We start from the raw sequence: 25,808 nt of genomic DNA on the forward strand, positions 1-25,808 counted from the left end.
GGTAAAGCCGAAAGGGGCAATCGTGCAGAGGTTGCCCCTTCACATTAGGCTTCTTCCAGCGACTGTTTATTTCAACTTACGCCGATGCTTGTAGGGGATATGCAGAAGGGGCCTGCGGCTGTTGCGTCATCTCTTAAGAGTTCTTTGCTTTGAGCGGACAGAGATAGCGCATGGCTTCATAGTCTCCTGTGCAATCAGCTATCAGTGCGTCCTTTAGTCGCCGGGGAGTGACGGCTGATCTTAAGGATTTTCTTACGTGCTTGGCGGAATTTGCTGCTACAGGCCAAACCTCAGATCAATCAGGATGTTCTCGTTGCCACGCTAAGGCCAATTCAATAGTTGATCCTGTGATGGGTGATACACCATCTGTAGTGAAGGATGTGGATCAGGATCAGCCAGGGTGCTGAATGTGGAAAAAATTCTGACTTAATTATCTGAGGTTAGCACTCATGCGTATTTTCCAATTGAACAAAGGCCGCCAGGTGCTTTCCCTGCTGGTTGGTATGAGCTTCACCGCATCAGCTCTGGCAGCTGTCACATCGGCTCCGACAGGGACTGTCAAAGGTAATGCACCTGTTGTGGTGAATCCTGCTGTTATCAGCTTTGCGGATCAGGATGGTAATGGCCTGGTCAATACCGGCGACCGTCTGAGCGTTAATTGGAATCTGGCCAGCGATGTCTCCGACGCTGATGGCGATGATGTGACTGAGGCGGTTTATCAGTGGTACGCCGGTTCAGCACTGGTCGGGAGTGATACCGAACTGACTATTCAGGCCGAGCATCTGGGGCAGACTATTACGGTGAAAACGCTGGCCAAGACTGATGCCAACCTCACCGATCCGTCCGAGAGTCTTGAGACTTTGGCTGTGCTGGATAGCTCTATTCCGGGCGTCGGCGAAGGTGGCACAGAGATTCCTGTGATCTCTCAAGGTCAGCCTCTGAGCGTGACGGTAGACGGTCTGGTTGATGGCTCTCCTAAGGTTGGTCAAGCTCTGACCGCCAATGTTGTCTGTGAAGGCGCGTGTAGTGGCCTGACTTACAAGTGGCAGATCGAATCGTCAATTGGCAGTGGCTCATTTACGGATATCGCCGGTGCTACCTCTCAGACCTACACCCCGCTCAAAGGCGATCAGAAACGCCAGGTTCAGGTGATCGTAGGGCCTTAACTCGGGCCGCTACATGTATCAACCAACCGGTAGTCGCATTGGCGATTACCGGTTTTTTATCGAGGTCCCCACTGCGCGACGTGTGGTGAGCTTCATTTCAGACGTTACTAGGTGCGAGGACTGCTCGCCATCATTCATGGTTGCCGCTCTGATGGTTCGATTAACGCAAGGAGCGTTGAGCAGATGAAGAGCTAGCCAGGTGCACGTTTTTCCGGCGCTCCCAGTGAGTATTACTAGGGCTGCATGCCGGAGCGGATAGGGAGGTTTTTGAGTGTGTGGTGTGACGAGGTAAACGTATGACCTGGCGTGAGTTTATATTGACTAGTTGTGCCTGGATTCTGGCCCTGGTTATGGGGGGGGTGGGGTATGTCGAGATTGCCCGTTCCAAGTTGCAATCGCAGATAAATGATCAATCAAGTGAAGGTGTCGGTTTGGTGCACTCCAAAGTTGAGTCTGTTCATTTAGCTCGCGTAAACCCAATCAGGGCTATTCACACATAGGGCTAGAGCCTCTTTGAGGCATGGCGTGGAAGAGTCTGTGAATAGCCCCAGCCCCAGCCTCATCTTGTTTAGCCTTGAAGGTGATGAATACCGGACGCTGGTCAATGCCAGTGAGCCGCAACTGTCACCGCGGCGGGTAACGCCCTAAACCCTGTAAGCGTTGCCGGCTGTTTGTAGTGACTCAGCTGTGGCGCAAGGCCTAGTGTATTTGCAACGTGGTGCACGATTAGATTCGTCTGGTTTGCTATTACTTTGAGCTAACATCCTCTGTTTGCCTCTGGCGCACCGCGTTCATCTTGAGCGCGGACCGGGTCATGGATACTGACCTGCGCGTCTAACCAGACTGTTGAGAATGACTGTGCCCTACGCTTTCACTCATTTAGCCCGTAATGCGTTGTTACTGCTGATGGCCCTCACCCTGGCGGGATGCGCCGGAGTTAAGGTCAATACCATCCAGAATGAGGATTACCTGGCACAACGCCGCGGTGATGTTCTCAGTACCGGTGAACTCAGCGCTTCAGCCCGCACCAGTTTGCAGGTAGTCGGGATCAGTAATAAGCAATGCCGTCGCAATCTGACTGAGTGCCGGGCCGCTCTTGAGCATAATGGCGGTGTGGCGGATGAAACCCGCTTGGCTGCGCTGTCTGAACTGTGGCTATTGGAAGGCATGCAGAGCCGCTCAATGCCAGCGGAGGCGCGCATTAATGCCTATCTGCAAAGTGCGCGGTATGCCTTTGCCTACCTGTTCTTTACCGCGCGCTCAACTGAGGAGCGCGCGCTGGAGGATCGCCAGACTCAAGTGCGCGATTACTACAACTTTGCCTCCCAAGAAGCCTTAACCCGACTGTTTACTCTGTACAAAGGCAGACCGCCGCAGAGTGAGCACGCTGACGGGCGCTTCCGTATTCAGATGGGCGAATGGACCATTCGCGGCAGCATGAAAGATGTGCGGCTGGCAGAAGGCCGACAGCTGCCCAAAGAGCTGATCCCAGCATCGGCGCTGTCGTTTGCCGGTTTACGCAATCAGTATCGTCGTGATGGTTTAGGCGCGGAGTTGGTCGCGGTAACAAGAGATCGCGTAATTAATAGCCGCAGTGACAAGCAGCCCTGGAGTGAAACGCCGTTTCCTGCGTTGACCTCGGTTATCCGCTTTCCCGGCAAGACCCTGGATGCCGTTCTGGCCAGTAACACTGTGGTGCTTACCGGCTACGACCCTTATCGGACATCCCGATTCAATGTGGTCGGCCACAGCGTGCCGCTGGCAGCCAATTACACCTCCGGTTACGGCTTGTGGCTGGCGCGCTCCGGCTTTGCCCGGCAGTCCATGCTGACCTTGATCGGTCGTGGCGAGGTGCTGGAAGCGCCGCATGTGCACTTGCTCCAGCCGTATGATCCGAACCGGCGCATCGTCATCATGCTGCATGGTCTGGCTAGCAGCCCGGAGGCCTGGATCAACGTGGCCAACGAGGTGTTGGGCGACGAGGAACTGCGTAACCGTTACCAGATCTGGCAGGTTTACTATCCCACCAACCATCCCATTGCCTTCAACAACCGCGCGGTCAAAGACGCCATCGCGCAAACCCTCAAGCACTTTGATCCGTCCGGTGAGGCTAAAGCCAGCCAGGATGTGGTGCTGATCGGGCATAGCATGGGCGGCGTACTGTCGCGCTTGCTGGTGTCTTCGACTGGCGATGAGCTGTGGCAGAACTTTTTGTCCCGCCACGAGCTGAGCAGCAAAAGGCGCCGCCAGGCGCAAAGCAAGATCGCACCCTATCTGCAGTTTGAGCCGCTGCCACAAGTCAGTCGTGCCGTGTTTGTAGCCGCTCCCCACCGTGGTACGCCGTTTGCCGAAAACCGTGTCTCGCGCTGGGCCTCCAGTTTGGTCAAGCTGCCGTTCTCGGTACTCGACCGCTTTGCCGAGATAGCGCAAGTGCTGGTGGATCCCAACTCGGCTTCACCGGTGGCGCTTAACCGTGGCTTCAACAGCATCGACAACCTGAGCGACCTTGATCCGTTTATCAAGGCCACGGCAGAGCTGCCGATTTCGCCGACGGTGCGCTATCACAGCATCATCGGCAACCACACGCCGGAAGTGCCGTTAGAGCAGAGCAGTGATGGTGTGGTGCCTTACAGCAGCTCGCACCTCGCGGGCGCTCTATCCGAAAAAGTCATCCCTTCTTGGCACAGCGTTCAGGAAACCCCCGAAGCGATTCTGGAAATCCGACGCATACTTCATGAACACCTGAAGGAGCTGGCCCAACGATGAATTATCTGCTGACCTTTATTCTCCCGCGCGGGCTGCTCAGCCTGATTGTGCTGCTGTCGCTGGTCTGGGGCGCGTTGGCGCTGAGTTATCGCCTGACGCTGCCGGGATACTTGAGCTGGGCCTTGATTGGCCTGTGGAGCCTGGCCGGAGTGGGTGTGCTATGGCTGATCTGGGCGCGCCCGCTGATCTGGGCAGTCGTGGCCTATGCCGTGCTTATGGGTGTGCTGCTGCTGTGGTGGCAGAGTTTGCAACCGTCCAACCAGCGGCTGTGGGCGGACGATGTGGCGCAAATGACTCACGGCCGTATCGAGGACAATCAGCTGTTTCTGGACAACGTGCGCAACTTCAACTGGCGCAGTGATGAGGATTACGACGTGCGCTGGGAAAGCCGTCGCTATGATCTCGATAAGCTCAAATCGATCGATTTGTTCACCTCGTACTGGGGCATGCCCGCCATCGCCCATGTGCTGGTTTCGTTCGGTTTTGAGGACGGGCAGCAACTGCTGTTCTCGGTAGAGATTCGTAAGGAAAAGAACGAGAAATACTCTGAAATCGGCGGGTTCTTCAAGGAGTTTGAGCTGAGTATCGTCGCTACCGACGAGCGCGATGCGGTACGGGTACGGACCAATGTTCGCGGTGAGGATGTCTATCTGTATCGCCTCAACATGCCGCCCGAGGCGATCCGTGAGCTGCTTGTGCAGTATGTGGAACAAGCCAATGAGCTGGTAGAGCAACCGCGCTTCTACAACACCGTTACCGCCAACTGCACCACCATCGTCTACCACATGCTGCAAAACATTGTGGACGGCCTGAAGTTTGATCACCGCCTGCTACTCACCGGCTACTTGCCCAGCTATGTCGGAGAGTTGGGTGGACTGCAGGCAGGTTATTCGTTGGATGAGCTGCGTGAGGCCGGAAGGATTACCGAGCGTGCTAAAGCAGCAGATCAGTCACCTGAGTTTTCCCGACTGATTCGTCAGGGTGTACCGGGCTGGCTTGGGCAGGAGTGACGGCTCACGGTTTAGGCCACAAGGTGTTGGCTTTGCAATCAAGCTCAGCCTTGTTCGAGGCTAATGCCTTTCACGCGGATGGAGCCTGATAACACGGATTAGAGCGGTTATGTCAGAAGACCGGGAAGCGCGAGAGCACTTCCCGGTTTTGCGTTATGGACGGCTGAAGTTATGACACTTTGACTTTCGACCAGTCGATACCCAGTGCCTTGGCCACACCTTTTCCGTACGCCGGATCAGCCTTGTAGCAGTTAACGATATGGCGCAGCTGGATGGCTTCTTCAGCTCCGCCCACTTCACCGGCAGTGTTGTCGAACAGCGCTTGTTGCTGTTCTGGCGTCATCAGACGGAACAGTGCGCCAGGCTGGCTGTAGTAGTCGTCATCGTCTTCGCGGAAGTTGAAACGGTCCGCCAGCGGGTCAATTTTCAGTGGCGGTTCCCTGAAGCCGGGCTGCTCCTGCCATTCACCGTAGCTGTTCGGCTCATAGTGCAGCCGGCCACCGTGGTTGCCGTCCACACGCATGGCGCCATCGCGGTGGTAGCTGTGTACGGGGCAGCGTGGCTGGTTAACCGGAATCTGATGATGGTTCACGCCCAGGCGATAGCGGGCAGCATCGCCATAGCTGAACAGACGACCTTGCAGCATGCGGTCGGGCGAGAAGCTGATGCCCGGCACCACGTTGGCCGGGGTAAAGGCCACTTGTTCGACATCCTGGAAGTAGTTTTCCGGGTTGCGGTTGAGCACGAACTCACCGACTTCAATCAGCGGGTAATCGCCTTTCGGCCAGACTTTGGTCAGATCGAACGGGTGATAGGGGACTTTCTCTGCATCCTCTTCCGGCATGATCTGAACGTACATGGTCCACTTCGGATGATCGCCTCTTTCAATCGCTTCAAACAGATCGCGTTGCGAGCTTTCGCGGTCCTTGGCGATGATCTTTTCGGCTTCCTCGTTGGTGAGGTTTTTAATGCCTTGCTGGGTGTGGAAGTGGAATTTGACCCAATAACGCTTGTTGTCTGGGCTGATAAAACTGAATGTGTGCGAGCCAAAGCCGTGCATGTGACGATAGCCATCGGGGATACCGCGATCACTCATGACAATGGTGATCTGGTGCAGTGCTTCCGGCAGGCTGGTCCAGAAGTCCCAGTTGTTGTTGGGGCTGCGCAGGTTGGTTTTCGGATCACGCTTTACTGCGTGGTTAAGGTCCGGGAATTTCAGAGGGTCGCGGAAGAAGAACACCGGCGTGTTGTTGCCGACCAAATCCCAGTTGCCTTCCTCGGTATAAAAGCGCATGGAAAAACCGCGGATATCACGCTCGGCATCTGCTGCACCGCGCTCACCCGCTACCGTAGAAAAGCGCACGAACATCGGTGTTTTTTTACCGACCTTGGAGAAGAGTTTTGCTTTTGTGTATTTGGAGATGTCCTTGGTTACCGTGAACTCGCCAAATGCGCCTGAGCCTTTGGCGTGCATGCGCCGCTCAGGGATAACCTCACGATCAAAGTGTGCAAGTTTCTCCAGAAACCAGACATCCTGCAGCAACATGGGGCCGCGCTTGCCTGCTGTCATCGAGTCCTGGTTATCAGGGACCGGCGCGCCCGCCACTGTTGTCAGCTTGGGTTTGTCACTCATTGGCACATCCTCACTCATCAGAGCCTTTGTAGGGCTTGTGGTTATGGTTCCAAGACCAAGACTAGTGCTTAAGTGGTAGGCAATCTAACCGTGCGGTATGGAATCTGATGAGCGGATGCGGTGATTTATCCCGTAAAATTCGTGTTTAACTGGTTGAATTCACGGTATATAAGAATTATCTGTAATGAATTGCTCTGTATTCAGCGTGGGTTGATGGAGCATGTCTGGGTATAAAGGCATTGTGCCGCTGCCCGCCAGGCAGGAGCAGCAGCGTACAGGCTGGGAGTCAGATGGCCAGCTCTAGATAGAGCTTGTAAGCGATGGTTGAGAACATGATCAGAATGCCTGTCGTCAGCATGCACAGGCCCTTTTTCTTATCGCATTTGGCATAACCGACCACCAGCAGGATAAAACCGGCCAGTAGCAGCCCTATCATGATTTCAAGTTCTTTCACGCGTATTTCCTCATCGAGTTATTTCGGGCGCTGAATGCTCCGGCCGTTCTGTAACGGAGCATGCCGGTTATGGGTTTAGAAGCATTGGTGTCGCCACATTGCGAGTGCGTTAGGTGCGTAACGCTATTTGTGTAAGGCAATCATGAATTGCCTTACAGCAGGTTGAGGCAGGTCAAGTGCGGTTGTTTATCAGATGTTTCCCAGTGAGGATTAATGCGAATGGCTACGGCCCACATGGCTGTGCTGGTCGGATTCGTCCGCTTTGGCGACCGTGCCGCTACTGAGCTGCCGGACGATGCCGCAACCGCTGGCATCGGTCGGATCGGTGCAGTGTTCGCGCAGGCTGCACAGTTGCTGGTGTAGAGACTGCAAGCTGTTGATACGTGCTTCCACGTGTTGGATATGGGCATCGACCAGGCTGTTAATGCCTACGCAGCTTTCTTTAGGCAGATTGCGTAAATCTTGCAGTTGCTGGATTTCTTCCAGGCTCATATCCAGCGTGCGGCAATTACGGATAAAGATGATTTGCTCCAACTGCTCGTTGCTGTAGTCACGGTAGTTGCCTTCTGTTCGTGAGGGTTTCGGCAGCAGGCCAATACGCTCGTAATAGCGGATGGTCTCAACCTGACAGCCCGCCTTTTTCGCCAGTTCACCGATTTTCATCAAACCTCCTTGAACCTTGCCGGTATCTCTTGACCCTATAGTTACTACAGGGTGTTAACTGCGCAACACTGACTTAAAGGGAGTTGCAGAAATGAGCAGTGACGGTAGTCATACAAACAAGGTAGATGATCACCGTGGTCATGACCACGGACAGACTGCAGACAGCCCGCAGAGCCACGTCTCTGACGGGAATGTAAGCCGTTTCCGGATTGAGGCGATGGATTGCCCGACCGAGCAGACACTTATTCAGAACAAGCTGGCAGACATTGACGGGATTAACGCACTGCAGTTCAACCTTGTGCAGCGTGAGCTGAGCGTCAATCATACCCTCTCTGATACTGCGCCGATCACCGAAGCCATCGCCAGGCTGGGCATGCAGGCCTTGCCGTTGGATGCAGATTTCAGCAGCCGCATACGCATTGAGCAGATGGACTGCCCGACCGAAGAACGTCTGATTCGCGATGCGCTGGCAAAGGTCTCGGGCATTAGCGCGATGCAGTTCAATTTGCTTGAGCGCATTTTGACGGTCAGCCATAGCCGTGATGCGCTGCCAGAGGTCCTTTCCACCTTAAGCGGATTGGGTTTGTCTGGGGTGGTTGAGGAAGAAGGCCAGCTCAGCAGCGAGACTGTTGTCGAACCGCCACGCAAGTCACTGTGGCCACTTATTGCTGCTGGTGTGGCGGCGATTGCCTCCGAAGTAGTCGAGTTTGCGTCGATCAGCCCTGAATGGCTTTCGGCCGTTTTCGCTGTTGCAGCCATTCTTCTATGCGGCCTGACCACCTATAAAAAAGGCTGGATTGCGCTGAAGAACCGTAACCTCAATATCAATGCCTTAATGAGCATTGCTGTGACCGGAGCGGTGCTGATCGGACAGTGGCCGGAAGCTGCGATGGTGATGGTCTTGTTCACCATTGCCGAGCTGATTGAAGCGCGCTCGCTGGACCGCGCGCGTAATGCCATTCGCGGCCTGATGGACCTGACTCCGGCCAAAGCCACCGTTCATCAGGCTGACGGCAGCTGGCAGGAAGTGGATGTACAGAGCATTGCCGTAGGCAGTGTGGTGCGCGTGAGGCCTGGCGAACGGATTGGCTTGGATGGCGAAGTGGTGGAGGGGACCTCAACCGTCAATCAAGCTCCGATTACTGGCGAAAGCCTGCCGGTGGAAAAGCGTCAGGGCGATCAGGTTTTTGCCGGGACCATTAACGAAGCTGGTGCGCTGTCTTTTCGTGTGCTGGCTGTGGCTCGTGATACCACGCTGGCGCGGATTATCCATGCGGTAGAGGAAGCACAAGGCTCGAAAGCTCCGACGCAGCGTTTTGTTGACCAGTTCTCACGTATCTACACCCCGGCGGCTTTCCTTTTCGCGCTGTTGGTTGCGATAGTTCCACCTCTGTTTATGGGCGGGGTCTGGTTTGACTGGATCTACCGGGCGCTGGTGCTGCTGGTGGTGGCCTGCCCGTGTGCGCTGGTGATCTCAACACCGGTAACGATTGTCGGTGGTCTGGCTGCTGCAGCTCGAAAGGGCATTTTGATCAAGGGCGGTGTCTATCTGGAGAATGGCCGTCATCTGAGTGCGCTGGCGCTGGATAAAACCGGCACCATCACCCACGGAAAGCCGGTGCAAACAGATGCAATCAGCCTGGTTCCAGACAGTGAAGCGCTGCATGGCTGCTGGGCTGCGAGTCTGGCTGCGCGCTCGGATCACCCGGTATCGAGGGCCTTGGCCAAGCATGCTGAAAACAATGCGGTGGCGTTACTCGAGGTGAATAGCTTTGAGGCGCTGGCGGGGCGCGGCACCAAAGGCGTTATCGATGGCGTCCAGCTGTATATGGGTAACCATCGGCTGGTCGAGGAGTTGGGCCTGTGCACGCCGGAGCTGGAAGCTACGATCGGCGAACTGGAGCGTCAGGGTAAGAGTGTGGTGGCCCTGTGTGATCCGCAGCGCCCGCTGATGCTACTGGCTGTCGCTGACACTGTGCGCGATACCAGCCGCCAGGCCATCGCCGAGCTGCATGAGCTGGGTGTTCGCACCACCATGCTCACTGGCGATAACGTACACACTGCGGCCGCCATCGCCGTTCAGGTAGGTGTGGACGACGCCCGTGGTGATTTGCTGCCAGAAGACAAGTTGGCGTGGGTCAACGAAAGCCAAAGCAAAGGGCAAGTCGTTGGTATGGTCGGCGACGGTATCAACGACGCGCCTGCATTGGCCAAGGCACAGATTGGTTTTGCCATGGGTGCGGCTGGTACCGACACTGCCATTGAAACGGCAGATGTGGCGCTAATGAATGATGACCTGCGCAAGATTCCGGCCTTTGTGCGCTTATCCCGCAAAACCGCTAGCGTGCTTAAGCAGAACATCGTTCTGGCGCTGGGGGTGAAAGCCATCTTCCTCGGCCTGACCCTGACTGGTGACGCGACTATGTGGATGGCAGTGTTTGCGGATATGGGCGTTAGTTTGCTGGTGGTGTTTAACGGGTTGAGGTTGTTGCGCAGTTGATTTGAGGCCCCCGTTGTTCACGCAATGGGCAACGGGAGGCCCTTATCCTGGTTATTAGCAGCTAGGGTTCCAGCCTGACTGCTTTAAAGCGTCCAGCAGCGTTTGCTGATGCAGTGCCGGCACCAGAACACCTCGTTCGGTGTACATATCTTCTCCGGCCACAAGTACGTTGATGATTGCCTCTTCAACCGCCTCCGCCGCAGCGCTGAACAAGTGAGATATGTGGTCGTTATTCACCATGTTTAGTGGCGTTGTGAACGGCAGGTTCTTGCGTCCGTAATCCGCAGGAGGAAGGTCCCGGTTACCCGTCGAGAAGGCGAGAAATATGTCTCCGCTGGAGTCTTCAGTGCCGCCTCCCGTGCGGGCGATACCGATGGAGGCGCGCTGCGCCAAGCGTTTGCACTGATGGGGCAGAAGAGGGGCGTCGGTGGCGATAATCACCACAATTGAGCCCATGCCTGGCGTGCCCTGATCATCAAACGGCGAGGGAATCTCCAGCAGAAAACGACCCACCGGATAACCATCAACCCGCAGTTCCTGGCGCTTGCCATGGTTGGCCTGAACCAGCACCCCAACGGTCCAGCCGCCGTGTTCTGCCGGCAATCTGCGTGAGGCAGTGCCAATGCCACCTTTAAACTCGTGGCAAATCATCCCGGTGCCGCCGCCAACCGCGCCTTCGGCAACCGGCCCTGGTGTTGCAGCATCGAGCGCTTCGCGCACATGTTGCGGGCCGACGTGTTGCCCCCAAATGTCGTTAAGCAAGCCGTCGTAGGTTTCCATCACCACCGGCATGCACCAGTACACCGCGGAGTCCATCAGTTTTTCCCGCTCAAGGGCAATCAGCGTGTCTCGCACGATGCCAACGCTGTGTGTGTTGGTGATTGCCAGTGGTGTGGTCAGTAGGCCCGCCTCACTGATCCACTCAAGGCCGGTGGCATCGCCATTGCCGTTGAGCACGTGATACCCGGCAAAGCAGGGTTGTTGCCGGGCATCATCAGGCCGTGGCTGGATGACACTGACACCGGTGCGAACCTGTTTGCCATTGATCTCTGCTTTGATCGTGCTGTGGCCAACCCTCACGCCGGGAACGTCGGTAATGGCGTTAAATTCGCCGGGAGTCCCCAGCCCTGATGTGATGCCCAACTGACGTGCGCGCATAACCACCTCTTACAGTTTCTGATACGCCGGGCTATACCGGCCGCTGGTGTAATAGAAGATGACCGACAGAGCCAGCACTCCGATGATGATCAAGATGTCCCGGGCTGATGCTTCAAGAAGCAAATTCAGCAGCAAATAGGCGGAGCCCAGCAGCGCCAGTGCTGCGGGTATTGGCCAGAGTGGCATCTGATAGGGATGGCTGCGGTCACGCAGCAGAACGCGGCTCATCAGAGCACTCAGTGCCACGATCAGGTAGACCAGAATGATCAGCAGCACGCTGAACGACGTCAGGTCGGCCAGGTTCGAGTTAAAGCTCAGCAATGCTGACGGAATTGCCAGAAACAGAGTGGCCAGCCACGGCGAGTCCCAACGCGGATGGATGCGGGTGAACAGCTTGTTCATGGAGGGCGTCCACAGCTCATCGCGGCCGCTGCTGAACACCACCCGACTGATCTGAATAACGATGGCGACGATGGCGTTGAACACCGACAGGAAGATACCCGCACTGACCAACCGTGACATGGTTTCGTTACTGTGGCTGGTCAGCAGATAGCCAATCGGATCGGGGCTGCTGATCATGTCGGCGAGGGAAGGGGCACCGATCAGCAGCGCGGTAATGGGCACCAGCTCGATCAGTACGACCAGGCCCAGCGACCACAGCACGGCCTTATGAATGCCCTTGCCGCCACACTTCATGTCTTCTGCCAGAAACACAGCCGAACCATAGCCATTGTATGAGAACAAGCCCACGCCCACCGCGCCGAAAACCAAGGCCCATGGCGCTAGTTGTAAGACGCCGTTATCAACAATTTGAGGTTGAAGCAGAACACTGACGGGCTGTACCGGATTACCAAAGCCAACGAACACAATCACCAGCAAAGCGGCTACTTCCAACAGCAAGCAGGTACCGGTTATCCAGGCATTGAGTTTGATGTTGAGCACCCCTAGCGCGTAGCTGCAAATGACGATAACCAATGCCACGGTTTGCGAGTCGAAGCCGGTGCCAAGGGCGTTATTGAGATAGGTTGCTGCTCCCGTAGCCAAGACAGGTGGGATGAACAGCAGCATGACCAGCACTGTCAGAAAGGTTACGTAGCCCGCTGCGCCACCGAACACACGCTTAGCGTAAACATACTCACCGCCCGCACTGTTATGGGCTCGCCCCAGTTCGGCGTAGCAGAGGGCAAACATCAGGGCCAGAGCCGCAGCAATGACAAAGGCCAGGAAAACGCCGCTACCGGCTTGCTGGATAGCAAATGGGGCGATGACGAACACGGAGCTGGCGGGGGTGACTGCCGATACAGTAATGGCAACAACGTCAAAAACACTCAGGGTCGGTTTTAACGCGCCATCAGGCGCAGATGACTCGGTCATGTCGCTATCCTCGTAATTGTTTTTGAGGTGAGGCAGGAACGAATGGGGGGAGCAGGGCGAGTATTTTTTCTCGCTGTTCCGAATCTATGAGTTGTGCTCGGGGCGGCCAATTCCCCCTTTGGGGTACTCCACTTGACGGTTGGCGCTTTAAAAAACAAACCTAGTACGGTGATGCACAGAGGGAGCACCATTCATGAGCCTGTTCAGGGAAGTTGGCATGCACGCTGGTTTAGGCCGGACGGTTTCGCAGTTAGGTGCTGAGAGTTTTTGGAGGCAGTTGATCCTGCTGTTGCAGCAGTGCCTGCCGTTCGATAACGCCCTTGCCATCTTCTACCCGCAGGACGGGGCCCCGCTGGCGCTGGAAGAGTACGATGCACAACCCAGCAGTGAGCCGGCCTCAATGCTGGTGTACCTCAACGGCTTGTACCTGCTTGATCCGTTCTTCCAGATATGCCGGGAGGGCTGTGCCAGCGGGGTGTATCGCCTTGAAGAAGTAGCGCCGGATCACTTCCGGCAAAGTGATTACTACCTGAACTACTTTCACGACAATGTGCTGGAAGACGAAGCCCAGTTCATATTGCAGCTACCGGGCAGCGGAACCCTGTCGCTGTCACTGGGCATGCAGCGAATATTCAGCCCAGAAGAAATTGGCCTGATGACACTGATGTCATCGTGGGTGCTGCCACTAATGCAGCATCATTGGCAGCAGAGTACGCAGCCTGCACCGAACCAAGATTCAATCGCCAGCCAGATTAGAGATGCCCTGAGCCACTTTGGCAGTGGTGTGTTATCAGAACGGGAACTTGAAGTGGCCCGGCTGGTGCTGCGAGGGTTTTCATCCAAAGCGATGGCAGAGCGGCTGAATATTTCGCCGGATACGATCAAGGTTCACCGGCGGCACCTGTACGCAAAGCTGGATATATCGTCACAGTCCGAATTGTTCTCGTTGTTTATCCAGTCGTTGGGGCATGATCCGGAAAACCCGTAAAAAGAAGAACAAAAAGCTCTTCCCAGGTGCCCATTACCTCTTATGCAGAAGGGCGGTAACATCCTCACTCTGCAAAAAATTCTCGGTCACTCAAGTCTTGCAATGACCATGCGCTATGCGCACTTAGCTCCTGATCACTTAGTGGAGGCGGTGAGGCTGAGTCCGTTAAGTGGGGCGCAATGGATAAGCGCTTGCTGAATCGTGGTTTCGGTTTGGGGTTTATACCGATTGCATTGTAGCGTTTAGGTGAAGAAAACAGGTTGTAGACACCGGAGGTTAGGCAGAAGTTTGGCTCTGCATCTTGATCGAGATCCATCCAGATGGAGGCGGTGCGGTCTTGGTATTTTGAGGCGTGGTTGGAGAAAAATGTCCAAGTCTCGTCCTGTTTTCTTTGGTGAACGAGCAGTTGGTCTTCAAGTTTGAACTTTTCTAAGGCCTTTGCGCTGAACAGGATGACAGACTTATAGGCCCTACGGGCGGATTCATTTATGAAGCTATTGAGCAGAATAAGATCTAGTTTTGGTGCAAGCATTATTGCTAAGCGCTTCTTCCGGTGAATGGCGTCAAAGTGAAGCCCTTGTTCATCCACTTCAACTTCCCATTCGCCCCCCTCATGTAAATAGCTAAGCCAGCGATATTGCCAGGAACTTGTAGCCTTATTGTAACTGCAGGCGCGTTTGGGTTTATGGCTCCAATGCCACTCGTTAATTTCACCCTGCCTGGCTGTCAATTGGCAGTAGCCTTTTTCTTCTTTGGTAGAGGGTATGCGTCTTCCGTCAGAGCTACGTGCTAGATACATGGTGAGTACCCAATTGCTGATCCGTTGGATTAGAGCAATCTAGCATTGTGATAGCGCTACTGTGACACTTTTGGGACAGTTGCTGACCCTGGAAAGCAAAAACCCTTGAATATCTCTAGGATAATCAAGGGTTTAGGCTGTTTTGATTTGGTGGGCCGGGGTAATCTGAAACGATTCATTATCTGTATGAAAATAAAGGGAAATTATCGGTTAAGAATTTCATTGGAATACTTTTTGGAATACCGGTCGACTGGATTTGACCTCAGAATGCGATTGCTTTCCTTGTGGCGATCCCATGATCTCTGCGGGAGATGGTAATCATTTATCACTGAGGTAAACGCCAGCGTCTGCCTCCATCTTCACTAGGCGCTCAATGATTTGAGCTCGCTTCAGGCCGTGCTTCTTCGCTAGCTCATCCAGCTGGGTGATAACTGATTTCGAAAGCATCACATTGACTTGTTTTTTGTCGGCAGTGCGCTCATCGAATTGCTTGCGGTTCCATCGCCTCTTGATTTCTCGAATCATGACCGCCCGTTCGCTGCGGCTTATATCTTCATGGTCGAAGAAGATCAGCAGCTCTTGGTAGTTGCTGATAGGAGTCTGTAATGAACGTGGCCTCAGGTAATTCCTCTCAAGCCATTCCCAGGCACAAACGCACCGTTTAGTGCTCTCTTTTTTGTCGGCAAACCACTCGAACTCGCTGTCTTTGGATATATGTCTGAGCCAGTCATCACGTAGTTCTTCGACCTCGTTTGCTTTATCTGCAACATCCTTATCCCAATGATCAATCATTGCGATTAGTCGATCTCTGCCAGTGAGATGTACTAAGCGTCTGGATAAATGACGCCCCGTCATCTTCCGAATCTTGGGGCGTAGCCACTCATGCTGGCGTGCATCGTAGCCAATCCAGTGCAGATAGATCTCTGGCAATAAGAGACGGGCTCTTTCTGAAGGAATTGAGTCAATTAAAGATCTTTCTGGCTTTAAAAACCAAGCGATCTCACTACGCATAGTTTCGCTGTTGCAGCTTTCGTAAGGCAGCTTGGCATCATGGTCGTAGTTGAGGTGCAGCCACAACCAGATGTCATGGCGGTTGTTTTGATGCGGCTCATTGAGCAACTCACTCAACTTATCTGTGTTTTTTGTTATGTCAGAAAATGTTATTCCCATTTGTTTATATTCTTTTATGTGATTAGCAGGGTGCCGTTTATCGTCGATTCTAGATATGTTCTAGTATAGTTATATGTAACATCTATTGCTGATCTATAAGCATTCTAGAATGATTCTATTACCTAAATATATCCAAAATTTCCCAGTTTTACTGGGTGTTAAGCGGTTTTATGTGGTTCGTGGCGTATTTGTATTGAAAGTATTAAGCCATGAGCTCTTGTGCTTCGAATCTGAGTGGACGTTTTTTTGCATTCATTTTGGGTGCAGTGAGGGCTGACAAATTAACTTTTGGTGTCCAGGTGGGAGAGCCGCAATCCTTTATTGGAAAGGTGACGAGGCCTTTTCGTAAGAAGCAGCTGGCGGGGGAAAGTGCTTCGTGCTGGCTAGGCAAGAGTGGCTGTTTTTTCATATTTTTTTACATATCCCACCAATCCTCTGAGCCATACAGAGGAGCCAGCTCATGCGCCTAATTCGTTTACCTGAAGTCATCAACTTGACCGGTCTTTCGCGGTCCAGCATTTACAAATACATTTCTGAAAAGACCTTTCCACAATCGGTATCCCTGGGGGAGCGAGCTTGTGCGTGGGTCGAAAGCGAAGTCCAAGAATGGGTCTTGGCGAGGATTGCTGAGCGAGATCAGGCTTTGGGAGCTGCAGCCTGTAATGCGCTATTAAAAGAGGTCAGCTGACACAAAGAACGCCATGCCGTATCTAAGGGCATGGCGTTTTATGCCGCTTGATGAAGATGAGCTGGTGGCCTAACTCTGTTATGCGCTGTGACTGTTAAACCCTTTATGAGTTAAGGCAATGATGCTCCGCATTGCCTTAGTTTACAAAGCCATGTCAGTTCGCTTGATGCTGCATCTATTGATATAGCTAATAGCTAATAGCTAACACCTATCAATCAATCCAATACACAAGGTAAATGGCTAACAGGATACCCCTCTGTATCCTGGCAAAATATCGTGATCAGGTTACAGCAGTAGGGCACACCTACTGCGTCTACAGCCTCAGATTAAAAAAATACATAACAGCTGCTTGGTATGCGTACACATAACCGAGCACTGATCATGACAACATTTCTAAGCACGACTTACTTAAACCAGTCTGATGTGGCCTTACAGGTTGAATCCTTGGTTGAGGCTATCTGCGGATGCGATAGCCCAGCCTTTCGTATCAAGGGTAGAACCCAAAGTATCGCATCCACGCGGCTATCACGCTATTTCAAGCACATTCAGCAAATGGTGGATTTGGTGATGGCTGATGCTGACTACAGCTTTAGTGAGCACTTAGAGGCGTTTAGGGACGCTTGCCATGATATTGGTTTGGAATCAGGCGCTGATGGCCCGGTTTGCTTAAACGATGCTGGTACAGCTTACCTAGATCATCACAGCAGCATGAACCTGCTGGTCGATCAGATCAGGCGTGTAGTGAATAAGCGTCGCTATAAGCGCACTGCAATCGAAAGGCGCTCGCTGGCGCGTAAGCAAGCGCTAAGGGCTGCTGAATACGTCAACGCCATTACCGATCGCTATTCACGCACTACGGTTGTACGGATGGATTACCACTACAAAACCGAAGCTCAAGGCCGCTTACGGATAGAGCATGTGTTTGAAGACCTAGACCTGCTAATCAGTGAGCATCGACGTAACCCAATCTTTGATCACCTAATCGGCTACATCTACGCCGTAGAGCAAGGTGATAGGGCTGATGGCAGTGGCTATCACATACACGCTTTGTACCTATTTAACGGCAATCAGGTATGCCGGGATGTCTTTAAGGCGCAGCAGCTAGGTCAACTGTGGCAAGACATCACCCAACGCCAAGGGCGCAGCCACAGCAGCAACTTTGATAAAGAAGGCTTTGCTGAGGATTGCGGGATTGGGCGGCTAGAGCGTTCTGATAGGTGCGCTCGGGAGGTTTTGCAGAAGGTAGCTAGGTATCTGGTCAAGAATGGGCAGCATCTGCGCTTAAAGCCGGCACGGGCAAAAGCGCTTAGGATTGGACGATTCTAATGCAGGGACGGTTGGTAAAAGTTCGTCGCCAAAATGCATAGATACCGGATTGGACGGGTTGGGTAGGGTACGAATTTCTTAAACCCAGTAGGAGAAAGTCATGTCCAAGCCAACCAGCAATCAACAGCGCCAGCAGCACAATCATCGCTCAGATGCGTTGAACAATAACCGTGGCACGTCGGGCACAAACCCAACAAACGCGCATGTGCACGGTAATCGAGGTAAGCAGCTTAACCCTAATCAACGCTAGGAGTGCGTGCCCCCGGCCAGAAAAGGCCGGGGGTGTTAAGGATTTGAAATGAGTAAGGACTATTGTTTTGCCACTTTAGGCCAGCTGGTCAAGCTGGCCTACGACGCATTTGGGGTTCTACCGCGTAAGGAAGCCTGCGCTGACGATTTGGATGAATCGCAGAAAAAAGCGATACAAAAGCAACTGTCCAGATTGGCAAAAGAGGAAGGCGGGCTGCTTTCTAATCTAGGGGAAGCAATCAAGATCCTCAGCTACACATTAACGGCCTATATACCTAGCCCAGAAATAATGGGAGCTGTAGGGGAAACCTTTAACGATCTGCTTGAGGGTTACAATGGAATCCTTCGTGAGGAGGGCACCTACCTCAGCAAGTTAGACACGATCAGGCATTTTGTCTCTTTGAGAGCAGTGCCTTTACTTGTGATCTCTATCCAGCGGAGCTTGCTTGAGAGTCGGCTTCCATACTCAGCCTTAAAAATGCCGAGTGAGATGTTTTGGTACCTGCCTACCTTTAATGAAGACGGTGGCGTGGAGATGCCATTGGAAAAGGTAATGCGTTGGGCCTACAGGGAGAGCAACCTTTCGCAGACGCAGTTTCATTACCCAGGTAAAAGTTCGCATAGCGAAAATTTCCAGTGCCAGCAGCGCCTTGATAGCGCCACGAGATGGGCACAAGGTAGAAGCCTTCCTGCGCTTCCTGTGCTGTTTAAAAACTTTAAAGACTCTTTTGCCGCCCAAGCAGAGCATGGACAGGTGCTGCCTGAGGTTATGCAGATCAGCGTGCTAGTCGCTCTTCTGGTCGCAAGGGTTTCGACTTACCTCTCAAAAAGAATTACAGAGATATATGGCCATCAGTATTTGGCGGATGTTTGCCAGCAGTTAACTGACTACACATTGTGGATCACTGAAGAGGTTAACGAATTCAAGGCCGAGATGGAGCCAGTAATGCTGCGGCAGGAAACACCCGAATCTGCTGAGTTTGTATGGGGCAATGCTTGTTACAGCTACTGGAATTTTTTTGGCGGCAAATTGGCATCTGTTGCAGACACTGTGCGTCGTCTTCAAGAGGCAAGGCCTGGGATGCCTTTGCGCCATGAGGTAGTAGCTGCCCTTAAAAGTAAGTACGGTCTTTTTGCGGTGGGTCTTAATTTAGACCTGCTTGAGCGACAGTCTGCCTTTGTCATTCCTGATGAATTTGCTGGGCTGTTGTATCGAGGTTTTGATCTGAAAAAAGATCCAACAACCCAAATGGAACAGATCGATGAGTACGCCTCTGCAGTAGCTGCCCATGGATTTGGTGAGCAGCTATGTTGGATGGAGCCTTGGCTGCGCGGGGTGTGCCACTACCGCAGAGAAGAGTTCGAGGCAGCTATGCCCTACCTCGAGCAGGCCTTTGAAAATGCCAAGTACCGAGCCGGTAAAAGCCAATACGACTTGGTGAATCAGTATGTCGAGGTTGCTGCAAAAAATGATAATCGGCGAGCCTTTAAGAAGGGCATTGAGTGGGCGCAGTACCTGGACATTAAGATCCGCTGGTTGCGTGATGATGAGCCCACGGAAGAAAAGCTGGACTACGTCTACTACATGCTAAAAATGGCTCGTTACGACCATCAGATGTAGTGACTGCGACTTCCGGCTCAAATCGTGGATGGCTAGAGGACGGTTCTCTACATTGATCTAGGCTTGCTTTATTATCGGGTCACTTTGCATGGATGGCGGGCCTTTGGGCTCGCTTCTTTGCTGCTTTGGCAGCAGTGACCGGAATAGCCCCACATGAACGCCGTTGAGATTGAACAAGCCATTACAGACCTTGCCAGCCAGCCTTTTGACTGTGCTGAGTTCCCTTATGCGTTTCTGCAAGCCTTTGGCAACAAAGAGACAACGCTTAAGCGCTTACGCACGGGGGCTACCAATAAGTCTGACCTTGGCGGTGTACTGCAAACCAACAACATCCATCTGGCAGTGTGTGAGCCGGGTCAGGTCAGCGAGACATTAGCAGCCCTCAAGGCCAGTCCTGCGACTGCGCGAGCTAAAGCCAAGTTTGTGCTGGCGACCGATGGTGAAACCCTAGAAGCGGAAGAGCTCGAAAGTGGGGAAACAGTTGCTTGTGCCTATGAGCAATTTCCTGACCACTTTGGCTTCTTCTTGCCGTTGGCCGGTATCTCCACCGTTAAGCAGATCCGGGAGAACTCCTTTGATATCCGCGCTACCAGCCGCCTAAATCGGCTCTATGTAGAGCTGCTCAAGGACAATCCAGACTGGGGAACCGCCGAACGCCGCCATGAGATGAACCATTTTATGGCGCGGCTGATCTTTTGCTTTTTTGCTGAAGACACCGATATTTTCAACGGCACCGGCCTATTCACCGACACGCTCGCACAAATGAGTGAGCGTGATGCCAGTAACCTGCACGAGGTGATGGGCGAGATCTTCCGCGCCATGAACACGCCTATTGCTCAGCGAGCTTCGGCAAATCTGCCGCGCTGGGCGGATGTTTTCCCGTACGTCAACGGTGGTCTGTTTTCCGGCGAGCCGGATGTACCGCGCTTTTCCAAAATAGCTCGCAGTTACCTGTTGCATATTGGCGCGCTGGATTGGAAGCAAATCAATCCAGATATCTTTGGCTCAATGATTCAGGCTGTGGCTGATGATGAAGAACGTGGTGCTTTAGGGATGCACTACACCAGCGTGCCTAACATCCTTAAGGTGCTTAACCCGCTGTTTCTGGATGAGCTGCGCGCCAAACTTGAGGAGGCAGGCGATAACCCACGTACTTTGCTCAATTTGCGTAAGCGCCTAGCCCGTATTCGTGTATTCGATCCGGCATGCGGCTCAGGTAACTTCTTGGTTATCGCTTACAAACAGCTGCGTGAGATTGAAAGCACAATTAATGAGCGCCGTGGCGAGCCAGGCCGTAAGAGCGATATACCCCTAACCAATTTTAGGGGTATCGAACTACGGGACTTTTCAGCGGAAATTGCACGGCTGGCGCTAATCATTGCAGAGTATCAGTGCGATGTCCTCTATCGGGGGCAAAAGGAAGCACTGCTGGAGTTTCTACCTCTCAGTAGTCAGAACTGGATTACCTGTGCAAATGCATTGCAGGTGGATTGGCTCAGTACCTGTCCACCCTCTGGTACTGGGGTTAAGTTTGCAGCAGATGACCTCTTTCAGAGTCCACTAACTCAAGCGCAGATTGACTTCGAAAACGAAGGGGGAGAAACGTACATCTGCGGTAACCCGCCTTATCTAGGAAGTACTTGGCAAAGTGATGAGCAAAAGGATGATCTCAGGAAGCTCTTTGATCATCGATTAAAGAACTGGAAATCCTTGGATTATGTTGCTGGTTGGTTCCTCAAAGCGGCTGACTATTGTCGTAATGCCAATGCAGCAGCTGCGTTTGTATCAACCAATTCCATTTGTCAGGGGCAGCAAGTACCGATTTTGTGGCCGGAAGTTTTCTCCACCGGTTGTCAAATTTGTTTTGCTCATACCAGCTTCAAATGGACCAACCTAGCTTCTAATAACGCAGGGGTAATGGTTGTCATCATTGGAATTACGACCACTCCTAGCGCTGTGCGCCGCCTATTCTCGATTGGTGATATCGGGCAGCTAAACGAGCGGCAATGTGAGCACATCAATGCTTATTTGGTAGCCGGTCCTGGTGTAATAGTGAATAAGTCTTCACTTCCGTTGAGTGGCCAGGCTGAAATGAGTTTCGGCAACAAGCCAGTCGATGGTGGCCATTTATTACTTTCTCGTGATGAGGTTTCGAGTCTAGGTTTGACAACTGAGGAGCATGGGCGGTTTATTCGACGAATATACGGTTCAGCTGAGTTTATTAGAGGGCTAGCACGCTACTGCCTTTGGATTGAAGATGCGCATTTACCTGAGGCTCAGAAAATCTTATCAATCAGACAGCGAATTGAAGGCGTGCGAGCGATGCGGCAAGAAAGCCGCGACAAAGGTGCCAATGAAATGGCTAATAGGGCTCATCAGTTTCGAGAAATGTACTTTGGTAGATTTCATACCATCGCCATGCCTCGCACATCTTCTGAAGCTCGGCCATTCCTTCCTGCTGGGATTCTCGACGGGAATGAACGCGTCACTAGTGAGGCTTTTGCCCTTTATGACGCGCCGCTCTGGAATTTAGCGCTAGTTATGTCACGTTCACACTTGGTTTGGATAGCCACGATTTGTGGAAAGATGAAGACCGATTTTCGCTATTCCAACACCCTGGGGTGGAATACTTTTCCAGTCCCTACTCTAACCGAAAAGAACAAAGCTGATCTTACGCGTTGTGCTGAAGATATTCTTCTTGCCCGCGAAGCGCACTTCCCTGCCACCATTGCTGAACTCTACGACCCAGAGAAAATGCCGGCCAACCTTCGTGCCGCCCATGAGCGTAATGACGAAGTGCTTGAGCGCATCTACATTGGTCGCCGTTTTAAAAACGACACAGAGCGCCTCGAAAAACTCTTTGAGCTGTACACCGAGATGACGGCTAAACAGAAGTCAGCCAAGGGCAAACGGTAAATCCACCAAAATTCAGTTGCTCGAAAATCAAATTACATGGGCATGAAGCCCTAAACGGATGCTTAGTCATGGTTAAAACTGTTCCCTCTGTTTCCGTCTCTTATGCTCAGAACGGCCGCTCAAGCAAGGCTAATGAGCTGGGCATGCGCCCGATGCAGGAGCGTGCCTATGAGCGTCGTGGTGAGCAGTACCTGCTGATTAAGTCGCCACCTGCTTCGGGTAAAAGTCGGGCCTTGATGTTTATTGCTTTAGACAAGCTGGCGCATCAAAACATCAAGCAGGCGCTTATTGTTGTGCCTGAAAAGTCTATTGGTTCGAGCTTTCATGATGAGCCATTGAGCCGCTATGGGTTTTGGGCTGACTGGCATGTGGAGCCGCGTTGGAATCTATGTGATGCCCCCGGCACTGATGATGGTGGCAAGGTCAATGCGGTAGGTGCGTTTTTGTCGAGCACAGATCAAGTCCTAGTCTGCACCCATGCGACGTTCCGTTTTGCCGTAGAAAAGTTTGGTATTGAGGCCTTCGATGATCGTTTGATCGCTGTGGATGAATTTCACCATGTCTCTGCCAACCCTGAGAACCGGTTGGGGGCGCAGCTTGGGCAGTTGATTGCTCGCGACAAGGTGCACATTGTCGCGATGACCGGCTCCTACTTCCGTGGTGATGCTGAGGCGGTGTTGTCCCCTGCGGATGAGGCCCGCTTCGATACGGTGACTTATACCTACTACGAACAGCTCAATGGCTATGAGCATCTTAAGAACCTAGATATCGGTTACTACTTCTATTCGGGGGCCTATGCCGATGATCTGCTTAAGGTGCTTGATCCAAACGAAAAAACCATCCTCCATATTCCCAACGTAAATTCCCGTGAGAGCACCAAGGATAAGATCCGTGAGGTGGAGCACATCATTGAGGCGCTGGGTGAGTGGCAGGGGGCTGATCCGGTAACGGGTTTCCAACTGGTGAAGATCGCTAATGGGCGTGTGCTGCGTATTGCTGATCTAGTCGATGACGACCCTGTTAAACGCGACAAAGTCTCGGCAGCATTGAAAGACCCAACGCAAAAAAATAACCGTGATCATGTCGATATCATCATCGCCTTAGGCATGGCCAAAGAAGGGTTCGACTGGATTTGGTGTGAGCACGCTCTGACAGTGGGCTACCGCTCCAGTTTGACCGAGATTGTTCAGATCATCGGGCGGGCCACACGTGATGCGCCTGGCAAGGTGCGGGCACGTTTTACCAATCTGATCGCCGAGCCTGATGCCAGTGAGAAGGTGGTGGCCGAGGCCGTGAACGATACGCTCAAAGCGATTGCTGCCAGCCTACTGATGGAGCAGGTTTTGGCCCCGCGTTTTGAGTTCAAGCCGAAGACTCCTACCTCTGGGCCGCAGGAGGGCTTTGACTACGGCGATGCGGGCTATCAGCCTGACAAGTGCAACGTGGGTTTCAACCATGAAACCGGGCAGCTGCAGATCGAGATCAAAGGTCTGGCCGAACCCAAGAGCCCTGAGGCCAGCCGTATCTGTCAGGAAGACCTGAACGAGGTGATTGCCAGCTTCGTTCAGGACAAGACCAACATCGAGCGCGGCCTGTTCGATGAGGAACTGGTTCCCGAAGAGCTGACCCAGCTGCGCATGGGTAAGATCATCCGCGACAAGTACCCCGAACTGGATGCCGAGGATCAGGAGGCCGTTCGCCAGCACGCCATTGCGGCACTGAACTTGACTCAGCAAGCCAAGCAACTGGTGTTGGGTGATGACCTGCAAGGCACCGTCACTGGGGCAAACAGCGCCCCGAGCACTGCCCTGATTGATGGCGTGCGTAAGTTCGCGATGGATGTGCGTGAGCTGGATATCGACCTGATCGACCGGATCAACCCGTTTAGCGAAGCCTACGCCATTCTCGCAAAGACCATGAGCGAGGAAAGCCTCAAGCAGGTCGCTGCGGTGATCGGTGCTAAGCGCACCCGCCTGACGCCAGAGGAAGCCAAAGACTTAGCCATCCGTGCCGTGAAGTTCAAGAAAGATCATGGTGGCCGGGCTCCTTCACTTACTGCTCAAGACCCTTGGGAGCGGAGCATGGCGGAGGGCGCTGCTGCCTTTATGCGTTTTAAGAAAGAGGGCCGTTATGGCTAACGAATTTGATCTTGATGAGCTGGAAGCGGAGCTTTCCGATTTCGCCACGTCAGACAAAAAGACAGGTCGCACTCCTCGCGAGGAGCGCATCATTGCCGGCTTCGAAGATATTCAGCGCTTTGTTGAGGAGCACGGCCATGCGCCGTGCCATGGCGATGATAAAGACATCTTCGAGCGCCTGTATGCCGTACGCTTGGATCGTCTGCGCGAGCAGGAAGAATGCCGCACCCTGCTCATGCCTCTCGACCATCAGGGCCTACTGAATGCGTTTGAGGTGCGGGAGCCACAAGGCGACTACACCATGACGGACGACGAACTGTTGGCGGAACTGGCCGACGACGACGAGGGGGCGGATATTCAGAACCTACGTCATGTTCGCAGCAATGCCGAAAAACGTGAGGCCGAGGAGATTGCACAACGCGAGCGTTGCGAGGACTTTGAGCGGTTCCAGCCGCTGTTTGAGCAAGTGCAGCGCGAGCTGCAGTCGGGCGTTCGAGTTACCCGCACCTTCATCCGGGATGCGAGCATTGAGGAAGGCCAGTTCTTCATTCTCGGTGGGCAGACGGTTTATGTCGCCGAGGTCGGTGAGACCATTAAGGCACCGAATGGTGAAAGCGATGCCCGGCTGAGGGTGATTTACTCCAACGGCACCGAGAGCAATCTACTGCGAAGATCCTTGCAGCGTGCGCTCTACAAGGACGATGCCGGCCGTCGTATTACCGATGCGGATGCCGGCCCGTTGTTTGGCGAAACACTGGAGCCCGACGACATCGAGAGTGGCACCATTTACGTCCTGCGCAGCCACTCAACGCATCCCTTCGTGGCCGAGCATCGCGAGCTGATCCACAAGATCGGCGTCACCGGTGGCAAGGTGGAAACGCGTATCGCTGGGGCTAACAAGGACGCCACCTACCTGCTGGCGGATGTTGAGGTGGTCGCCACCTACAAGCTGCACAATATCAATCGTACGCGGATGGAAAACTTGTTCCACCGCTTGTTCAGCCCTGCCCAGATTGAGCTGACGATCCCTGATCGCTTCGGTAATCCGGTCAAACCCCGGGAGTGGTTTTTGGTACCGCTGCACGTTATCAACGAGGCTGTGGAGCGTATTCGCGACGGTTCAATCGCTGGCGTTATTTACGATCCCAAGTCGGCAACGTTGCGAAGTGCCGGCTGAGCCGAACATTTG

17 protein-coding genes and 1 pseudogene are annotated in these 25,808 nt (G+C 53.3%); 12 read left to right on the forward strand and 6 right to left on the reverse strand.

Annotated features, from left to right (window positions below; genetic code table 11):
• The first annotated feature begins 449 nt into the window (after positions 1 to 449).
• From AO726_RS17205 to AO726_RS17215, 3 genes are all read left to right on the forward strand, one after another.
• On the forward strand, positions 450 to 1,166 hold the full coding sequence (locus AO726_RS17205) for a ZirU family protein (RefSeq protein WP_058069339.1): 717 nt from the start codon (positions 450 to 452) through the stop codon (positions 1,164 to 1,166).
• Positions 1,167 to 2,018: 852 nt separating this feature from the next.
• Positions 2,019 to 3,932, forward strand: coding sequence for an esterase/lipase family protein (locus AO726_RS17210; protein WP_082629178.1), 1,914 nt, complete (start codon positions 2,019 to 2,021; stop codon positions 3,930 to 3,932).
• Positions 3,929 to 4,942, forward strand: coding sequence for an Lnb N-terminal periplasmic domain-containing protein (locus AO726_RS17215; protein WP_058069340.1), 1,014 nt, complete (start codon positions 3,929 to 3,931; stop codon positions 4,940 to 4,942). Before AO726_RS17210 ends, AO726_RS17215 begins: the two co-directional genes overlap by 4 nt.
• A gap of 169 nt (positions 4,943 to 5,111) precedes the next feature.
• On the opposite strand, the gene AO726_RS17220 is transcribed toward AO726_RS17215, so the two are convergent.
• The 3 genes from AO726_RS17220 to cadR form a co-directional block, all read right to left on the reverse strand.
• Complete coding sequence (locus tag AO726_RS17220) at positions 5,112 to 6,575, reverse strand: catalase (protein ID WP_058069341.1); 1,464 nt, start codon at positions 6,573 to 6,575, stop codon at positions 5,112 to 5,114.
• A 286-nt stretch (positions 6,576 to 6,861) separates the two neighbouring features.
• Positions 6,862 to 7,029 carry a hypothetical protein gene (locus AO726_RS21285; RefSeq protein ID WP_162838892.1) on the reverse strand — a complete coding sequence of 56 codons (168 nt, stop codon included), beginning with the start codon at positions 7,027 to 7,029 and terminating at the stop codon, positions 6,862 to 6,864.
• A 210-nt stretch (positions 7,030 to 7,239) separates the two neighbouring features.
• Positions 7,240 to 7,692, reverse strand: coding sequence for a Cd(II)/Pb(II)-responsive transcriptional regulator (gene cadR / locus AO726_RS17225; RefSeq protein ID WP_058069342.1), 453 nt, complete (start codon positions 7,690 to 7,692; stop codon positions 7,240 to 7,242).
• Between the two features lie 217 nt (positions 7,693 to 7,909).
• Here cadR and AO726_RS17230 point away from each other — a divergent pair, with 217 nt between their 5' ends.
• A complete protein-coding gene (locus AO726_RS17230) occupies positions 7,910 to 10,192 on the forward strand; it encodes a heavy metal translocating P-type ATPase (RefSeq protein ID WP_058069437.1) in 2,283 nt (760 codons plus the stop codon).
• A gap of 54 nt (positions 10,193 to 10,246) precedes the next feature.
• On the opposite strand, the gene AO726_RS17235 is transcribed toward AO726_RS17230, so the two are convergent.
• Together AO726_RS17235 and AO726_RS17240 are read right to left on the reverse strand one after the other, a co-directional pair.
• Complete coding sequence (locus AO726_RS17235; RefSeq protein WP_058069343.1) at positions 10,247 to 11,350, reverse strand: DmpA family aminopeptidase; 1,104 nt, start codon at positions 11,348 to 11,350, stop codon at positions 10,247 to 10,249.
• A 9-nt stretch (positions 11,351 to 11,359) separates the two neighbouring features.
• A complete protein-coding gene (locus AO726_RS17240; RefSeq protein WP_058069344.1) occupies positions 11,360 to 12,724 on the reverse strand; it encodes an APC family permease in 1,365 nt (454 codons plus the stop codon).
• A 193-nt stretch (positions 12,725 to 12,917) separates the two neighbouring features.
• Between AO726_RS17240 and AO726_RS17245 the strand changes: the two genes are divergently transcribed.
• Positions 12,918 to 13,712, forward strand: coding sequence for a helix-turn-helix transcriptional regulator (locus AO726_RS17245; protein WP_058069345.1), 795 nt, complete (start codon positions 12,918 to 12,920; stop codon positions 13,710 to 13,712).
• Positions 13,713 to 13,754: 42 nt separating this feature from the next.
• Positions 13,755 to 13,910: pseudogene (locus AO726_RS21040) on the forward strand (tyrosine-type recombinase/integrase); the annotation flags it as partial.
• A 919-nt stretch (positions 13,911 to 14,829) separates the two neighbouring features.
• On the opposite strand, the gene AO726_RS17255 reads toward AO726_RS21040, so the two are convergent.
• On the reverse strand, positions 14,830 to 15,681 hold the full coding sequence (locus AO726_RS17255) for a hypothetical protein (RefSeq protein WP_058069347.1): 852 nt from the start codon (positions 15,679 to 15,681) through the stop codon (positions 14,830 to 14,832).
• Positions 15,682 to 16,141: 460 nt separating this feature from the next.
• Between AO726_RS17255 and AO726_RS17260 the strand changes: the two genes are divergently transcribed.
• The 6 genes from AO726_RS17260 (at position 16,142) to AO726_RS17285 (ending at position 25,796) form a co-directional block, all read left to right on the forward strand.
• Positions 16,142 to 16,369, forward strand: coding sequence for a helix-turn-helix transcriptional regulator (locus AO726_RS17260; protein ID WP_058069348.1), 228 nt, complete (start codon positions 16,142 to 16,144; stop codon positions 16,367 to 16,369).
• A 354-nt stretch (positions 16,370 to 16,723) separates the two neighbouring features.
• On the forward strand, positions 16,724 to 17,695 hold the full coding sequence (locus tag AO726_RS17265; RefSeq protein WP_241492142.1) for an inovirus-type Gp2 protein: 972 nt from the start codon (positions 16,724 to 16,726) through the stop codon (positions 17,693 to 17,695).
• 298 nt (positions 17,696 to 17,993) lie between these two features.
• On the forward strand, positions 17,994 to 19,565 hold the full coding sequence (locus tag AO726_RS17270; RefSeq protein WP_058069349.1) for a hypothetical protein: 1,572 nt from the start codon (positions 17,994 to 17,996) through the stop codon (positions 19,563 to 19,565).
• Positions 19,566 to 19,718: 153 nt separating this feature from the next.
• The gene (locus AO726_RS17275; RefSeq protein WP_058069350.1) at positions 19,719 to 22,481 is read left to right on the forward strand and encodes a class I SAM-dependent DNA methyltransferase; all 2,763 of its coding nucleotides are present in this window, start codon (positions 19,719 to 19,721) and stop codon (positions 22,479 to 22,481) included.
• A 68-nt stretch (positions 22,482 to 22,549) separates the two neighbouring features.
• Positions 22,550 to 24,619, forward strand: a complete 2,070-nt coding sequence (locus AO726_RS17280; protein ID WP_058069351.1) for a DEAD/DEAH box helicase — start codon at positions 22,550 to 22,552, stop codon at positions 24,617 to 24,619.
• The gene (locus AO726_RS17285; RefSeq protein ID WP_058069352.1) at positions 24,612 to 25,796 is read left to right on the forward strand and encodes a GIY-YIG nuclease family protein; all 1,185 of its coding nucleotides are present in this window, start codon (positions 24,612 to 24,614) and stop codon (positions 25,794 to 25,796) included. Before AO726_RS17280 ends, AO726_RS17285 begins: the two co-directional genes overlap by 8 nt.
• Positions 25,797 to 25,808: the final 12 nt, after the last annotated feature.

The organism is Pseudomonas sp. TTU2014-080ASC (assembly GCF_001446935.1).
Lineage (GTDB): Bacteria > Pseudomonadota > Gammaproteobacteria > Pseudomonadales > Pseudomonadaceae > Aquipseudomonas.

Bases quoted from the DNA above. Each gene is read 5' to 3' on its own strand.
- AO726_RS17205 (WP_058069339.1), top strand. From the start codon at position 450: ATGCGTATTTTCCAATTGAACAAAGGCCGCCAGGTGCTTTCCCTGCTG.
- AO726_RS17210 (WP_082629178.1), top strand. From the start codon at position 2,019: ATGACTGTGCCCTACGCTTTCACTCATTTAGCCCGTAATGCGTTGTTA.
- AO726_RS17215 (WP_058069340.1), top strand. From the start codon at position 3,929: ATGAATTATCTGCTGACCTTTATTCTCCCGCGCGGGCTGCTCAGCCTG.
- AO726_RS17220 (WP_058069341.1), bottom strand. From the start codon at position 6,575: ATGAGTGACAAACCCAAGCTGACAACAGTGGCGGGCGCGCCGGTCCCT.
- cadR (WP_058069342.1), bottom strand. From the start codon at position 7,692: ATGAAAATCGGTGAACTGGCGAAAAAGGCGGGCTGTCAGGTTGAGACC.
- AO726_RS17230 (WP_058069437.1), top strand. From the start codon at position 7,910: ATGGATTGCCCGACCGAGCAGACACTTATTCAGAACAAGCTGGCAGAC.
- AO726_RS17235 (WP_058069343.1), bottom strand. From the start codon at position 11,350: ATGCGCGCACGTCAGTTGGGCATCACATCAGGGCTGGGGACTCCCGGC.
- AO726_RS17240 (WP_058069344.1), bottom strand. From the start codon at position 12,724: ATGACCGAGTCATCTGCGCCTGATGGCGCGTTAAAACCGACCCTGAGT.
- AO726_RS17245 (WP_058069345.1), top strand. From the start codon at position 12,918: ATGAGCCTGTTCAGGGAAGTTGGCATGCACGCTGGTTTAGGCCGGACG.
- AO726_RS17255 (WP_058069347.1), bottom strand. From the start codon at position 15,681: ATGGGAATAACATTTTCTGACATAACAAAAAACACAGATAAGTTGAGT.
- AO726_RS17260 (WP_058069348.1), top strand. From the start codon at position 16,142: ATGCGCCTAATTCGTTTACCTGAAGTCATCAACTTGACCGGTCTTTCG.
- AO726_RS17265 (WP_241492142.1), top strand. From the start codon at position 16,724: ATGCGTACACATAACCGAGCACTGATCATGACAACATTTCTAAGCACG.
- AO726_RS17270 (WP_058069349.1), top strand. From the start codon at position 17,994: ATGAGTAAGGACTATTGTTTTGCCACTTTAGGCCAGCTGGTCAAGCTG.
- AO726_RS17275 (WP_058069350.1), top strand. From the start codon at position 19,719: ATGAACGCCGTTGAGATTGAACAAGCCATTACAGACCTTGCCAGCCAG.
- AO726_RS17280 (WP_058069351.1), top strand. From the start codon at position 22,550: ATGGTTAAAACTGTTCCCTCTGTTTCCGTCTCTTATGCTCAGAACGGC.
- AO726_RS17285 (WP_058069352.1), top strand. From the start codon at position 24,612: ATGGCTAACGAATTTGATCTTGATGAGCTGGAAGCGGAGCTTTCCGAT.